Source organism: Streptomyces sp. NPDC107521, from assembly GCF_055598485.1.
The window spans coordinates 159,412-174,263 of record NZ_JBVKAT010000006.1; the positions used below are offsets into that span (position 1 = coordinate 159,412).

Here is a 14,852-nt window from a genome sequence, read left to right on the forward strand (position 1 = left end):
CCCCGGCGGCCCGGAAACGGGGCCGCAACCCGGGCCGGGACCGGGATTCACGGGCCCTGCCGGGTCCCCGGGCGCGGGCCGCCTCAGACCGGGCCGGGCCGCCGGAGGGCCAGTCCGCCGGGGGCCGGGGGGAGCCGGTGGGCGCCGTGGGCGGTGCGCGTGACGCCGGAGAGGAAACCGGTGGCGCGGGGCGAGGCCGAGGGAGTGAGCCAGGCGGGGTCGATGTCGCAGACGGCGACCCGGACCCCGGTCCCGGCCAGCGCCAGGGGCAGGGTGTGGACGACGGTGGAGGGGAAGCTCAGCACGGTGCGGCCGATGGGGCCCCGGCGGGCGGTCAGCTCCAGCGGGAGGTCGGGACGGACGATCTGGAGTCCCGTCTCCACGGCCAGCCGGTGGAGCTTCTCGACCCGCTCGCGCCGGTGGGCGAAGTAGCGGGTGGCGCCGTGCGCCGCGACGAGGTCCCGTACGGCGGCGGCGTAGCGGTCGGCGTCGACGACCCCGGTCTCCACCAGAGAGGTGCCGACGAGGTCGGCGCCCCTGGTGAGGCGGGGCGGCCCGAACCGGGCCCGGGTCCAGGCGAAGGTGTTGGCGGCGACCGTGACGCCCTCGGGGACGTCGGTGACGGGCATGGCGGAGAAGACGGTGACGGCGCGGCCGGCCGCCGGGGTGAGGCGGCGCCGGGCGGCGCCCGAGACGGGGGCGAGGAGCAGGTCGCGGGGGCCGGGCCGGCTGCCCTTGCGGTGCCAGCGGACCAGCCGTTCGCCGCGGGCGAGCTGGGCGACGAACTCCATCGTGGCGGTGCCGTCGTCGACGACGACGAGGTCGCGCGCGCGGGTGATGGTCAGGAGGAGCTGGACGTAGCGGGAGAAGGGGTCGCCCATGACGACCCGGTCGGCCCGGCGCAGCTCGGCGGCGAGGCCGCCTATGGTGCGCAGCGGCGCGCCCGCCCCGCCCCGCGCCTCCTCCCAGCGGACGCCGTGGCCCTCGTCCCGGGCCAGTTCCGTCATGCGGCGGAGCTGGCCCCGGGTCATCGGGTCGACGGGCGAGAGGACGACGAGGGTGAGCCCCGCGCCGGGTGCGTGGGTGTGCGCCCACTCCAGCACGTTCAGCAGTTGCACCGGGCTCTCGACGAAGGCCAGGGTGCGGGTGCCGGGGTGACCGGCGCGGGGGCTCATCGGCGTACGACCGTCCCGTCGTAGGGCGTGGGGGTGCGGGGAGGTGCAAGGGCGGAGGGGCGGGGGTGCGGTGCGCGGGTCAGACGGTGACGGGCTCCCCGGCCGCCGCGGCGATCTCCGCCTCCGCGACGACGCCGGTCACGCGGCGCAGCTTCTTCATGGGGCCCAGCTCGGAGTCGTAGACCTTCTTGACGCCGTCGCCGAGGGAGGACTCGATGGTGCGGATGTCGCGGACCAGGCGGCTCAGGCCCTGGGGCTCGACGGAGGCGGCCTGGTCGGAGCCCCACATGGCGCGGTCGAGGGTGATGTGGCGCTCGACGAAGGCGGCGCCGAGGGCGACGGCGGCCAGGGTGGTCTGCAGGCCGGTCTCGTGGCCGGAGTAGCCGATCGGGACGTTCGGGTACTCCTGCTGGAGGGTGTTGATGACGCGCAGGTTCAGCTCCTCGGCCCGGGCCGGGTAGGTGGACGTGGCGTGGCAGAGCAGGATGCTGTCGCTGCCGAGGACCTCGACGGCGTGCCGGATCTGCTTCGGGGTGGACATGCCGGTGGAGAGGATCACCGTGCGGCCGGTGGCGCGCAGCGCGCGCAGCAGCTCGTCGTCGGTGAGGGAGGCGGAGGCCACCTTGTGGGCGGGGACGTCGAACCTCTCCAGGAAGGCGACGGCCTCGGTGTCCCACGGGGAGGCGAACCAGTCGATGCCCTTCTTGCGGCAGTAGGCGTCGATCTGGCCGTACTCCTCCTCGCCGAACTCGACGCGGTGGCGGTAGTCGATGTAGGTCATCCGGCCCCAGGGGGTGTCGCGCTCGATGTCCCACTGGTCGCGCGGGGTGCAGATCTCGGGGGTGCGCTTCTGGAACTTGACGGCGTCGCAGCCGGCCTCGGCGGCGGCGTCGATCAGCTTGAGGGCGTTCTCGATGTCGCCGTTGTGGTTGATGCCGATCTCGCCGGTGATGTAGACGGGGCGGCCGGGACCGGCCTCGCGGGAGCCGAAGGCGCGGATGCGGGAGGTGGTGCTCATGGCGGGGTTCCTTAGCTGTGCGGGGTGAGCGGGGAGTCGGCCCGGTCGTCCGAGGGGGCGACGGGGCGGGTGGTGTCGAGGGAGGGGCCGAGGAGCCAGCCCGCGATCTCCCGTACGGCGCCCTCGCCGCCGGGCGCGGTGGTGACCGCGCGGGCGGCGCCGCGGACGATGCCGTGGGCGCTCGCGACGGCCACCGGCCAGCCGACGAGGGAGAAGCAGGGCAGGTCGTTGACGTCGTTGCCGACGTAGAGCACGCGCTCGGGGGCGATGCCCCGGTCCTCGCACCACTGCTTCAGGGCGAGGTCCTTGCGGTCGACGCCGTGCAGCACGGGCAGCGAGAGCTTCCGGGCGCGGGCCGCCACCACCGGGTTGACCTCGGTGGACAGGATCAGCATGGCCAGGCCGCTGCGGCGCAGGGCGGCGATGCCGAGTCCGTCGCCGCGGTGGACGGTGACGAACTCCCGTCCGTCGGAGTCGATCAGCACCCGGTCGTCGGTCTGGGTGCCGTCGAAGTCGAGGACGACGGCGTCGATGTCGGCGGCGGTGGGCAGCGCGCCGGGGAGGCCGGTGTCGAGGAGGGGGGCCAGGGCGCGGGCGCGGGCCAGGTCGTGCGGGTCGTCGATCTCCAGGGTGCGGGCCGGGTCGGTGCGGACCAGGTCGGTGCGGCCGAAGAAGCGGTGGCCGTGCTCCCGGAAGCCGGCGGCGTCCATGGCGTAGGCGGCGCCGGTCTCCAGGAGGTCCTGGGGGCGGTCCTGGCGGCGGGGGCGGTGCGCCTTGTCGTGGTTGACGCCGTGGCCGCCGGTGACGTCCGGGGCGGTGCCGTCCGCCGGGTCCGGGGCGGGGGCCGCGCCGCCCGCCGGGGCGGGGGTGGGCCGGGCCGCGGCACCATCGTCGCCGTCGCCGTCGCCGTCGCGCCAGACGAAGCCGTGGAACGGCGCCACGGTGACCGCGGTGTCGGCGCCCCCGTGGGCGACCGCGGCGGCGACCCCGTCGATGTCCCCGGGGAGCAGGAAGGGGCTGGTGCACTGGACGAGCAGCACCACGTCGACGGCGGTGCCGTGCCGCTCCTCATGGGCGTCCAGGGCGTGCCGCACGGCGGCCTCCGAGGTGGCGGTGTCCCCGGCGATGGCGGCGGGGCGGAGCACCGTCCCGGCGCCGGCCGCGCGGGCGGCGGCGGCGATGGCGGGGTCGTCGGTGGAGACGACGACGTCGGTCACCAGCCGCGCGGCCCGGCAGGCCCGCACCGCGCGGGCGACCAGCGGGACGCCGCCGACGGGGGCCAGGTTCTTCGCGGGCACCCCCTTGGAGCCGCCGCGCGCGGGGATCACGGCCAGCACGCGGCGCGCTCCGGCGCCGGGCGCGGCTTCGGTCGGGGACATGGGAGGTACTCCTTGGCGGGGGTTCGGCCGGGCGGTCACAGCTCGCCCATCCGGCGGATCACCGGGGCGACGCGCTGCACTCCGTGGCGGTAGGCGCCGCGGGCGGCACGGCGGACGATCTGCCGGACCGGGCCGGGGGCGCGGTCGGCGCCGGGCGCGCCGGGCAGCGGGGTGCCGTCGGGGGCGAGGTGGTGGCGGGCGAGGATGCCGGGCAGATAGCCGGGGGCGGTCAGGGTGCTGTAGTAGGGGGCGAGGGGCGGCAGTCCGCCGGGACGGCCGAGCAGCCGGGTGATCCGGGCGCGGGCGGCGTCGAAGGCGGTGGCGTAGGCGCCGTCGGCGGCTACGCCCTGGCGGGCGACCCAGCCGGGGTCGGGGTTCGGGAGGTGGCCCTCGTCGAGCTGGTCCCAGGAGGCGAGGCAGCCGGAGCCCACGAAGTGGTGGTTGCCGAGCGCCTCGCGCACCCCCAGGTCGGTGAGGACGGCGGTGGGGATGCGCCGGTGCAGGGACTCCAGCGCGGCGGTGGAGCTGACGGTGACCAGCAGGTCGGTGGTGTCCAGGACCTCGCCCATGTGCCCGTACACGAGGCGGAAGTTGGGCGGCGGGTCGGCCCGCCGCGCCAGCTTCTGGTAGGGCAGTTCCTCGATGTGGGTGGTGTGTTCGCCGGGCCTGGAGCGCAGCTTCAGCAGCACGTCGCGGCCGGGGTGGCGGCGGGCGTGCCGGATCAGCCGGTCGAGCAGGTAGGCCCGGCCCGCGCGGTCGCCGGGCACGGAGGGCTGCGCGGCGAAGACGACGGTGTGCCGCCCCCCGCCGCCGCCCCGGTAGGCGTCGCCGCCGAGGAAGGGCAGCGCGACCTCGGTGACGGCCGAGGCGTCGGCGCCGACGCCCTCGTAGACGGCGCGGAAGCGCTCGGCGTCCTGGCGGGAGTTGGCGAGGACGAGGTCCGCGCCGTGCCGCAGCAGCAGACCGTCCGCGAGCTTCTCGTAGACGACGCCGACGTAGCCGGTGACGACCACGGGGCGCCGCGGGCGGTCCTCCCAGGCCCGGCGCAGTCCGTGCAGCACCGCCTGCACCGCGCCGCCGACCAGGGCGAGGACGAGCACGTCGTACGGCTCGCGCTCGACGGCCCCGAGGAACTCGGCGGCGGTCACCTCGCGGAGGGTGTCCGGGGTGGCGCCGACCTCCCGGAGCTGGCGGGGGGTGGGGGTGGCGCGGCCGCGCAGGAGATAGCCGTCGAGGTGGACCGCGACACCCTCGGGGGAGAGCCGGGACGCGGTGAGCGCGCCCCATTTCCACCGGGTGTCGGAATCCGCGAGTACGGCGATCCGCCGGGCCTTCGTTGCACTTTCTGGCACGTCGTCGACGGTAGGAAGCGAATTCCAGCAATAGCCCAACCGGAATCCAACAAAAGGTGAACAGCACACTGATCAAGGGGAAATCGGCCCGCCCGGGACGCCCGGGAACGGCCGGTTCACCGTCCGGACATTCCTCGTTCGCCCGGTGTCCAGATGCCGGAAAAGCCGTGTGCCGGGCCGCCGCCTAGCGTCGTCCGCGTGCCCAAGCTCTCCGTTATCGTGCCGTTCCACAACGTGCGGCCCTACGCCCCCGACGCCCTGCGGAGTCTGCGCGCCAACGCGCGGGACGACGTGGAGTTCCTCCTCGTCGACGACTGCTCGTCGGACGGGACCGCCGACCTCCTCGACCGCGCGGAGCGCGAACTGCCGGGCGCGGTGGTGATCCGGCACGAGCGCAACCGCGGCCTGGCGACCGCCCGCAACTCCGGCATCGACCGGGCGCGCGGCGAGTACCTGGCCTTCCTGGACGGGGACGACTGGCTGGCCCCCGGCCACTGCGGCCGGCTGCTGGCCGCGGCCGAGCGGCTGGGCGTGGACTTCCTGCGCACCGACCACGTGCGGTGCGCGGGCCGGGACCGCACGGTGGTCCGGGTGCCGCACGGCCGCCGCAACGTGGCGATGAGCCCGCGCGAGGCGATCCTCCCCGCGCACCGCACCACCTCGGTCGACTACGCCTACGCCTGGGCCGGGGTCTACCACCGGCGGCTGGCCGAGCGGGGGGTGCTGCGCTTCGTGGACGGGCTGCGCACGGCGGAGGACCGGCCGTGGATCTGGCGGCTGCACCGGGAGGCCGAGTCCTTCGCGGTGACGGGACTGCTCGGGGTGTTCTACCGGCGCGGGGTGGCGACCTCGCTGACCCGGATCGGGGACGAGCGGCGGCTGGACTTCGTGCCCGCCTACGACCGGATCGTCGCGGAGACGGCGGCCGACCCGGACGCGGACCGGCTGCTGCCGAAGGCGGTGCGCTCCTACTGCGCGGTGCTCGCCCACCATCTGGGCGCGATCGCGGAGTTCGAGCCCGCGGTGGCCCGGCGGCTCCGGGAGGTGAGCGCGCGGGCACTGGCCCGGCTGCCGCAGGACGTGCTGGACGGGGCGCTCGCCTCGATGGACGCGGGCCGCGCGGCCCGGCTGCGGGCGCTGCGGCGACGGGGCGGGGCGCGGTCGGACCGGGGGCCGGGGACGGGTCCCGGCACCGCGCGGGCGGGGGCGGGCGCGGGGACCGGGACCTCGGATGCGGGGACCGGGACTCCGGGCGCGGGGGCGGGCGCGTGAGCACGCAGGTCTTCCTGGCCTCGACGCCGTACGGCGCGGCCGTGTTCGCGGCGGCCCTGGACGCGGGGTGCCTGGCCCCGGCCGCCCGCCGGATCCTGCTGGTCGCCACCGTGGGCGAGGTCCCCGAGGCGGCACCGGGCGTGCACGAGCTGCCCGGGTTCGCGGGGGTGCGGGACCGCTTCGACGAGGTGCGGTCGTGGAACGAGGCGGTCCGGCCCCTCCACCCGGACGCCTGGGCCCCCCGCGCGGCGGACGTCCCGCTGTGGGAGCGGTGCCTGCGCACGGACTGGGCGCTGGGCGACGGGGACGTGGCGCTGGTGGTGGAGTCGGTGACGGCACGCCCGGCGCTCGCGGTGGCGCAGGTCTTCACCGACGCCCCGGTCACCGTCTGCGCGGCCGACGCCCGGGTCTACGGGCCCACGCCCGCCCGGCTGGACCCGCTGCTCGGCACCCGCGTGGAGCGGCTGCTCCACCTGGACCTGGCGCCCGGCCTGGCCCCGCTGCTGCTGACGGAGTTCGGCGTACCGGCGGCGACCGTGCCGGGGGCGGCGTTCACGGCGGTGGTGGCGGAGATCGCGGACACGGCGGGGGAGGCGGACCGGGCGGGGGCCGGGGAGCCGGGCCGGGCGGGGACCCAGGGCTCGGGCCCGGCGGCCCCCGGGAAGGCCGACCGGTTCGCGCCCCGGGACACGGGCCCGGCGATCCCCGGGGAGGCCGACCGGTTGGCGCCCCGGGACACAGGCCCGACGGCGGCCGGGAAGACCGACCCCTCAGCGGCCCGGGACACGGACCCGACAGCCCCCGGGAAGGCCGACCGGTTGACGGCACAGGACACAGGCCCGACGGCGGCCGGGAAAGCCGACCGGTCGGCGGCCCGGGACACGGCCCCGGCGCCCCCCGGGGAGCCCACGCCCCCCGGGCCCGCGCTGCTGCTCGGTCCCGGTCCCGCGGCGCTCGGCGCCCTCCCCGCCGGGGTGGTGGAGGAGCTGTGCGTACGGATGCTGTCGGACGCCGTCGCCCTCGGCCACACCGATGTCGTCCTCTCCGTGCACCCCGCCTCCGTCCCGCACCCGGGCGCCCCCCGCCCCGGCGCCCGCGCCCTCGCGGCGGCGGCCGTACGGCTCGGCGCGCGGCTCACGGTGACGGAGGAGCCGCCCCTGCCCGAGACGCTGTTCCGGCGGCTGCGCCCGGCCCTGGTGCTGGGCTGCTCCCCCACCGCCCTGCTCACCGCCGCCGCGCTGTACGGGCTGCCGGTCGCCCGGGTCGGCACCGGCACGCTGCTGGACCGGCCGGCATCCCACGGGCAGGAGGACCGCGTACCCCTCGTCCTCGCCCACGCGCTGCTGCCGGGGCCGTCCGCCCCGGCGGCCGTGGCCGCGCGGCGCCCCGGTCCGGACGCCGGGGACGCGGCCGGGCTGGTGCGCGCGGTCGGTTTCGTGACGCGCCCGAAGGTGCTGCCCGCGCTGCGCGCGGAGACGGAGGAGTGGCTGCGCGCGCGGCTGCGGGGGGCGCCGCGCCGGGAGCGGGACGCCCTGGTGGGGCGGTACTTCGGAAGGCGGCGGCTGGCCGCGCTGGGCCTGCCCGGCGGCATCCCGGAAGGGCTGGCGTTCCTGCCGCGCAGCCCCGCCGCGCGCGCGGCGGCCCGCCGGGCCCGCTCCCTGCGCCGGGTCCTGCGGCGCCGGTGACCCGGTCACCGGGCCGCCCCCCGACCGCGGCGGGACGGCGGGACGGGTACGGCACCCACCCCGCCTCCGCACCCGCACCCGCACCCGCACCGGCACCGGCACCGGCACCGGCACCGGGAACGGAACCCGACCGGACACCCGCCGGACGGGGCGGGACACCGGCCGGAACGGAACCGGTGCCCGGCCGGAACGGAACCGGAATCGCGGAATGCCCCACCGCGGGCACCGAGAATTCACCTGCGCCAGGAATGGAATTCACCGCCCCGCGTCCCGGCGGCCACCGAATCCGCCGAGCCCGTGACTAGCCTGTTTCACTCCCACTCTTGCGAAGATGAGAGGCCCGCGTGCCAAAACTGTCCGTCGTCGTCCCCTTCCACAATGTGGAGGCCTTCGCCGACAGCACCCTGAGAAGTCTCGCCAGCAACGCGGATCCCGATGTCGAGTTCCTGCTCGTCGACGACTGCTCCACGGACTCCACCCCGTCGGCGATCGACCGCTGGGCGGAGAGGCTGCCCAACGCCACGGTGATCCGGCACGAGACGAACCGGGGCATCGCCCAGGCGCGCAACAGCGGCATCGACGCCGCCACCGGCGACCTCCTCACCTTCCTGGACGGCGACGACTGGTACGGCCCCGGCCACCTGGCCGGACTGGTGACCGCCATGGACGAGCTGGGCTGCGACTTCGCCCGCACCGACCATGTGCAGGCCACCGGCACCCAGCGGGTGGTGCGGCGGCCCCCGGCCGCGCTGCGCGAGCGGGTGATGGACCCGCGCGACGGCATAGCGCCGCCCCACCGGGAGACCATGGTCGACTACCCCTTCGTCTGGGCGGGCGTCTACCGCCGCCACCTCTTCGACGACGGAGCGCTGCGCTTCGAGACCGGGCTGCGCACCGCCGAGGACCGCCTGTGGATCTGGCGCCTGCACCTGCGGGCCCGCAGCTACGCCTCCCTCGGCCTGCACGGCGTCTTCTACCGGCGCGGGGTGGCGACCTCCCTGACCCAGGTCAAGGACTCCCGCCAGCTCGACTTCATCCCCGCCTACGACCTGCTGCTGGCCGACCTCGCGGCGGACCGGGAGGGCGACCGCTTCCTCCCCAAGGCGGTGCGCACCTACTGCGCCATGATCGCCTTCCACCTCGGCAAGGCGGACGAGTACGAGCCCCCGGCCGCCGCGCGGCTGCGCCGGGAGGCGCGCGCCGCGCTGCACCGCATGCCCCAGCCGGTGCTGGAGGAGACGCTGCGGACCATCGACAGGACCCGGAGCAGGCTGCTCGGCCGCCTGCGCGACGGGCGGAAGGCTGCCTGACCCATGCGCCACACGACCCAGATCTTCCAGGTGTCCACCCTGTACGGGGCGGCCACCCTCGCCGCGGCGCTGGACGCGGGCCTGTTCGGACCGCGCGGCGGCGCCCGGCGCGTGCTGCTGGTCTCCAACAACGCCGCCGTGCCGGAGACCGCGCTGCGCCTCGACGAGATGCGCGGATACGCGCCGACAGCCGCCCGCTTCGACGCGGTGGTGAGCTGGAACGAGACCGTCAGCCCGCACCATCCCAGCAGTTGGGGCCCGCGCGGCCACGACACGGTGCTCTGGCAGCGGGCGTTCCGGCGCGCCTGGGGCATCGGCGAGCGCGACCTGATCGAGCTGGCCGTCGAGTCGATCCAGGTCAACCCGGCCCGCGCGCTGGCGGCGATCTTCTCCGAGAGCACCATCGACGTCTACGCCGACGGCCTGATGAGCTACGGCCCCACCCGTGAACGGCTGCCGCTGGCCATGGGCAGCAGGGTCCGGCGGCTGCTCCACCTCGACCTGGTCCCCGGGCTGCGGCCGCTGCTGCTCTCCGAGTTCGGGGTCGAGCCGGTGACGGTGCCCGACGCGGCGTTCCGGGAGGTGCTGGACGAGGTAGCGGCCGACGCGGCGGACGACCCCCGGCTGGCGCCGGTGCCGGCGGAGGCCCCGACGGCGGTGCTGCTGGGCCAGTACCTGGCGGCCCTCGGCATCCTGAGCGCCGAGGAGGAGGAGGACCTCCATGTGCGGATGCTCACCGGTGCCGCGCGGGCCGGGCACCGCTCGGTCGTCCTCAAGCCGCACCCGACGGCACCGGTGAGCTACTCGGCGGCGCTCAGCAAGGCCGCGGCGGACGCGGGGGTCCGGCTCACGGTGCTGGACGCGCCGCTGCTGGCGGAGACGCTGTACCAGCACTGCCGGCCCGAGCTGGTGGTCGGCTGCTTCTCGACGGCCATGGTCACCGCCTCCGCCTACTACGGGGTGCCCGTCGCCCGGGTCGGCACCGGCACGGTGCTGGACCGCCTCACGCCGTACGCCAACAGCAACCGCGTGCCGCTGGCCCTGATCGACCACCTGGTGCCCGACCTGGAGCGCGACGAGGCCCCGGCGCTGGTGGGCCCGGCCCCGGAGTCGCTCGGCCCCCTGGTGCGCGCGATCGGCTTCTGCATGCAGCCCAAGACCTATCCGGAGCTGCGCGAGCCGACCGCCGACCTGCTGCGCGCCCGGGGCCCCGCCGGGCGCTACGTCCCCGACCTGCGCCTGACCGAACTCGCCCTGCCCGGCAGCCGCCCCCAGCTCCGCGCCAAGCTCCAGATCCGCCGGGCCAAGCGCCTGCTCCGCAGAACGGCCACCCGCCGCCCGGCCTGACCCCGCGCCCCGCGCCGCGCCCCGGCATGCCCCGCGACGGGATGCCGGGGCGCGGCCGTCGTGGGCACCGGGGCGCGACGGGAGCGACGGAACACAGCCGGGAACGGCGGCTCGCGACGGGGCCGGTAGCGGCGGTACGGCTGTCGCGACGGGGCCGGTGGCGGCAGGACCGGGGCACGGCACGGGCACTGGCACTGGCGCCGGTCACGGCCCGGAGAGCGGCACGGACACCGGGCGCGGCCCGGAGAGCGGCACGGACACCGGGCGCGGCCCGGGGAGCGGCGAGGACGGCGTCCCGGCGCGGGGCGGTGCGCCCAGGAACGACAGGCGCGGGCACGGGCACCGTCAACGACGGGCCCCGCACCCGGGGCGTGGCCGGTGACGGGCACGGCGGGCCCCGTCGCGGGGCGCCCGGTTCAGCCCGCGGCCATCACCGGACGCGCGGCCCCGGGCACCGGCACGCGGCCCGCCCCCTCCGCCCGCGCCACGGGCACCACCCACCCGGCCCGACGCGGCGGTGCCCCACGCCCTCGCCCCGACCACGGGAACGCCGGCCGAGGCGGCGACCGGCGTCCCCGCGCATGGCTGGTGGTTCCCCGGCACCGGGTCCCGGCGCGGCGGAGGGGGCCGCAGCCGTCACCCGGTGCGGCGAGCGGCCCCGGGCACGGGCCCGGCCCGGCCCCCTCCGCCGCGCCACCGGCACCGTCCGCCCGCCCGGCCCGGCCCGTCGGCACCCCCCGCCGTCACCCCAGCCACCGTGCCAGCCCCGCCCGGGTCCAGATCCACGCCGCCCCGAAGGACAGCACCCCCGTCACGACGGTCAGCGCCAGCAGCCCGCCGACCGCGGCCGCCGCGCCCGACCCGGCGGAGACCAGCCACGGCGACAGCGTCCGCAGCACCATCAGGTGCACCAGATACGCCCCGAAGGACACCCCCGCCAGCAGCGTCACGGCCCCCCGGAACCGCTCCGGCACCCGCACCCGCCCCACGAGCATCAGCACCGCCCCCGCCAGCAGCGCCACCACCGCCGAGGCGTACGCCGCGGGGAAGTGCACCCGGTGCTCGTACACCGCCACCGCCGCCCAGCCGCAGAGCGCGGCACCCGCCCACAGCAGCCGCCGCCGGCGCCCGGTGAACGCCTCCCCCGGCAGGGACAGCAGCGCCGCCCCGGCCACGGCGTAGGCGAGCTGGTACACCCCGAACTGCCAGCCGAGGGCGGGCAGCCGCACCCCGGCCGCCCGTCCGGCGTCCCCCAGCAGCGACGGCGCGAGCGCCAGCCCGAGCAGCAGCGCCCCGGCGCCCCACGGCCGCTTCCCGGCCCGCACCAGCGCGGCCACCGACAGCAGCAGGACCACGGGGACGTAGGCGTACAGGTACCAGAGGTGGAACGCGGGCCGGACCGAGGCGAACAGCGCGTCCCGCGCGAGCCCCCGCACACCCCCGTCGGCCTCGTCCCGCAGCCGCGCCCACACCAGGTACCCGGCGGTCCACACCCCCATGGGCACCACGATCCGCGTCAGCCGCCGCCGCACCTGGGCACCGTCCCGGGGCGGCGCCCCGCACAGCACCACCCATCCGGCGATGGCGAAGAACAGCGGCACCGCGGCCCGGCTGACGGCGTCGGCGACGAGGCCGGTGGTGTACACGGCCGCGCCCCTCGCGGGCGTGCGGTCCACGGCCGCCATGAGTTCACCGGCGGCGTGGCAGAGGATCACCCCGGCGGCGGCCAGCACCCGCAGCAGGTCGATGTCGTACCGGTGCTCCCCCCGGGCGGGGGCGGGCGAGGCCGACGGGGACGCGGGGACGGGCGACGGGGACCCGGCGGGGGCCGACGGGGGCGCGGCGGGGGCGGGCGCGAGGCGCGGCTCGGAGGGGATGGGGGTCACTCCCAGGCGGGACGGGCGCCCGGCGGCCGGGCGGGAGGGATCGGGGCGGTCGCCCGCGGCCCGGCCCCTGGCACGGCGCCGCGCGGCACACCGCTGCACGCTAGGGGCGTCCGGGAGACCGCGTCACCCGTTCCGGATGGCCAGGGGGTGAACTCCCGTGGGCGAACACCCGCTCCACCCAATGGCATGAATCATGTGATGTTCCTTCTGTCTGATTGTGCGGGACAGATGCTTTTCACCCCGGCGCGAGGCATCCTCGGTCCATGGCGACCGCGCAGGCAACGCACGAGTTCCCCCGTGAGCTGAACGACGTCCCCGGCTGGTTCCAGCCCCTCGACCAGGTGCTGTTCTCCTGGCTGCTGGAGTGGCAGGAGGGCGACGACACCCGTGGCGACCTGCTCGAACTGGGCGCGTACCTGGGCAAGAGCGCCATCCTGCTGGGCCACCACCTGCGGGACGGCGAGACCCTGACCGTCTGCGACCTCTTCGGCGCCGACGCGCCGGACGACGCGAACCGGGCGGAGACGGCACGCTCCTACGCCTCCCTGACCCGGCTCTCGTTCGAGCGGAACTACCTCTCCTTCCACGACGCGCTGCCCACCGTCGTGCAGGCCCCCACCTCGGCGATCACCGGTACGGTCGCGCCCGGGAGCTGCCGGTTCGTCCACATCGACGCCTCGCACCTCTACGAGCACGTGCACGGCGACATCGGCGCCGCCCGCGAGCTGCTGCGCCCCGACGGGATCGTCGTCCTGGACGACTTCCGCACCGAGCACACCCCGGGCGTGGCCGCTGCCGCGTGGGAGGCGGTGCTCAACCGGGGGCTGCGCCCGGTCTGCCTGAGCAGCCGCAAGATGTACGGCACCTGGGGCGACCCGGAACCCGCGCGGGAGCGGCTGCTCGCGGCGCTGCGCGGGCGGGACGACTGCGGGGTGGGCGTGGAGCGGGTGGCGGGCCACCGGCTGGTCCGGGCCCGCGCCAAGGGCCGGACGGTACGTCCGCCGTCGCTGCCGCCCTCCCGGCACCGGGACGCCCCGGACCCCGCCTCCCTCGCGCCGACGGCGGACGGGAGCGGCGCCCCGGTCCCGGGCCAGACCCGGCAGCCGGGAACACCCCGCCCCGGCGCCGTGCCGCGCACCCCGCCGCGCGAGCGGGCCCGGCGGATCGCCCTGGACGTCCTGCCCCCGGCTGTCACCCGGGCGGTGCGCCGCCACCGCGCGACCCGCCGGGCCCGCCCCGACCGCTAATGACCTGAGTCAGAGATATCCGGGTAGTTCTCGCGAGCTGCCCGGCGTGCCGGAGGCCGGATGTCAGCAGGCCGGGCCGGACCTGCCGGCCGCACGGCATCCGGCTGATGGCCGCGATCTGCCGACGAATCTCTGACTCAGGTCACTAGGGTCTTTCGTTTGGATCGGGCCGGACCCCGCGAGCCCGGCATGATCCGAACGAGAGGCCCTGGCGGAACCCCGCGGCCCCGGCACCCGCGCGCCCGGGCGCGGCGGTCCCCTACGCGCCGGCGAGCGAGAGCTTCACCGCGAAGCCCAGGAAGAGCGCGCCCGCCGCCGAGGTCGCCCCCGCCGACAGCCGCCTGCGGCTGCGGAAGGCCGCGGCCAGCCGGGTGCCGCCGAAGATCAGGGCGCTCAGGTAGAGCACGCTGGCCACCTGGGCGAGGGCGCCGAGGACGACGAAGGACAGCGCCGGGTGCGCGTACGCCGGGTCGACGAACTGCACGAAGAAGGCGACGAAGAAGAGGATCGCCTTCGGGTTGACCAGGCTGACGACCAGGGCCCGCCGGAACGGCCGCTCGTCGTCGGCGACCGGCTCCCCGGTGCCCAGTGCCGTCCGCTCGTGCCGGGTGCGCCACATCCCCCACGCCGCCCGCAGCATCCCGATCGCGAGCCACGTCAGGTATCCGGCACCGGCGTACTTCACGATCCCGAACAGCACGTCGTTGGCCTTGAGCAGCGAGGCCACCCCGGCCGCCGAGAGCGTCATCAGCACGGTGTCCCCGCACCAGACCCCGGCGGCGCCGGTGTATCCGGCCCGTACGCCCCGGCGGGCGGCGACGGACAGGACGTAGAGCGAGTTGGGACCGGGCAGCAGGATGATGAGGGCCAGTCCCGCCAGGTAGGTGGGGAGGTCTATGACGCCGAACATGGGGGGAGTGTCGCACGCCGGCCCCGCGCCGCGCGCGGACGTTTCGGCTGCCGGGAACGGCGGCCCGGGAGCCCCGCCCCGAGCCCCCCGCGGCACCGCCACACGCCGTCACGGCGCCGTGCCGCACCGTCGCCGTGCCCCGTCCCTGCGTCCCGGGGGCACCGCGGCACGAGCGCGCGGCACCGGTCGGTCACAAGGGGGACGGCACTCCGCCGCGGAGGGCGCGGCACCCCGTCACGAGCGGCACGGCACCCCGTCGCGGAGGGCGCGG

Annotated in this window: 10 protein-coding genes and 1 pseudogene; 5 read left to right on the forward strand and 6 right to left on the reverse strand. The window is 76.8% G+C overall.

Annotated features, from left to right (window positions below; translation table 11 throughout):
* Positions 1–83 precede the first annotated feature (83 nt).
* The 4 genes from ACZ7LB_RS11925 to ACZ7LB_RS11940 all read right to left on the reverse strand — a co-directional run bounded on the left by ACZ7LB_RS11925 (position 84) and on the right by ACZ7LB_RS11940 (position 4,924).
* Entirely contained in the window at positions 84–1,175 is a 1,092-nt protein-coding gene (locus tag ACZ7LB_RS11925) for a hypothetical protein (RefSeq protein WP_471467365.1), read from the reverse strand.
* A gap of 79 nt (positions 1,176–1,254) precedes the next feature.
* Positions 1,255–2,193: an N-acetylneuraminate synthase family protein gene (locus ACZ7LB_RS11930; RefSeq protein WP_471467367.1), complete on the reverse strand. Its 939-nt coding sequence runs from the start codon at positions 2,191–2,193 to the stop codon at positions 1,255–1,257.
* Positions 2,194–2,204: 11 nt separating this feature from the next.
* Positions 2,205–3,572, reverse strand: coding sequence for a cytidylyltransferase domain-containing protein (locus ACZ7LB_RS11935; protein ID WP_471467369.1), 1,368 nt, complete (start codon positions 3,570–3,572; stop codon positions 2,205–2,207).
* A gap of 35 nt (positions 3,573–3,607) precedes the next feature.
* Positions 3,608–4,924, reverse strand: a complete 1,317-nt coding sequence (locus ACZ7LB_RS11940) for a DUF6716 putative glycosyltransferase (protein WP_471467370.1) — start codon at positions 4,922–4,924, stop codon at positions 3,608–3,610.
* A gap of 198 nt (positions 4,925–5,122) precedes the next feature.
* Between ACZ7LB_RS11940 and ACZ7LB_RS11945 the strand changes: the two genes are divergently transcribed.
* From ACZ7LB_RS11945 to ACZ7LB_RS11960, 4 genes and pseudogenes are all read left to right on the forward strand, one after another.
* Positions 5,123–6,196, forward strand: coding sequence for a glycosyltransferase family 2 protein (locus tag ACZ7LB_RS11945; RefSeq protein WP_471467372.1), 1,074 nt, complete (start codon positions 5,123–5,125; stop codon positions 6,194–6,196).
* Positions 6,193–6,780, forward strand: a pseudogene (locus ACZ7LB_RS11950) (hypothetical protein); the annotation flags it as partial. The gene ACZ7LB_RS11945 and the pseudogene ACZ7LB_RS11950, both read left to right, overlap by 4 nt.
* A gap of 1,445 nt (positions 6,781–8,225) precedes the next feature.
* The gene (locus ACZ7LB_RS11955) at positions 8,226–9,191 is read left to right on the forward strand and encodes a glycosyltransferase family 2 protein (RefSeq protein WP_471467374.1); all 966 of its coding nucleotides are present in this window, start codon (positions 8,226–8,228) and stop codon (positions 9,189–9,191) included.
* A gap of 3 nt (positions 9,192–9,194) precedes the next feature.
* Positions 9,195–10,538, forward strand: coding sequence for a polysialyltransferase family glycosyltransferase (locus ACZ7LB_RS11960; RefSeq protein WP_471467376.1), 1,344 nt, complete (start codon positions 9,195–9,197; stop codon positions 10,536–10,538).
* A 743-nt stretch (positions 10,539–11,281) separates the two neighbouring features.
* On the opposite strand, the gene ACZ7LB_RS11965 is transcribed toward ACZ7LB_RS11960, so the two are convergent.
* The gene (locus ACZ7LB_RS11965; RefSeq protein WP_471467623.1) at positions 11,282–12,415 is read right to left on the reverse strand and encodes an acyltransferase; all 1,134 of its coding nucleotides are present in this window, start codon (positions 12,413–12,415) and stop codon (positions 11,282–11,284) included.
* Between the two features lie 272 nt (positions 12,416–12,687).
* On the opposite strand from ACZ7LB_RS11965, the gene ACZ7LB_RS11970 reads away from it, so the two are divergent.
* Entirely contained in the window at positions 12,688–13,671 is a 984-nt protein-coding gene (locus ACZ7LB_RS11970) for a class I SAM-dependent methyltransferase (protein ID WP_471467378.1), read from the forward strand.
* A 259-nt stretch (positions 13,672–13,930) separates the two neighbouring features.
* Here ACZ7LB_RS11970 and leuE read toward each other — a convergent pair whose 3' ends face one another.
* Positions 13,931–14,581 (reverse strand): leucine efflux protein LeuE, encoded by a 651-nt coding sequence (gene leuE, locus ACZ7LB_RS11975; RefSeq protein ID WP_471467380.1) that lies wholly within the window; start codon positions 14,579–14,581, stop codon positions 13,931–13,933.
* Between the last annotated feature and the right edge of the window lie 271 nt (positions 14,582–14,852).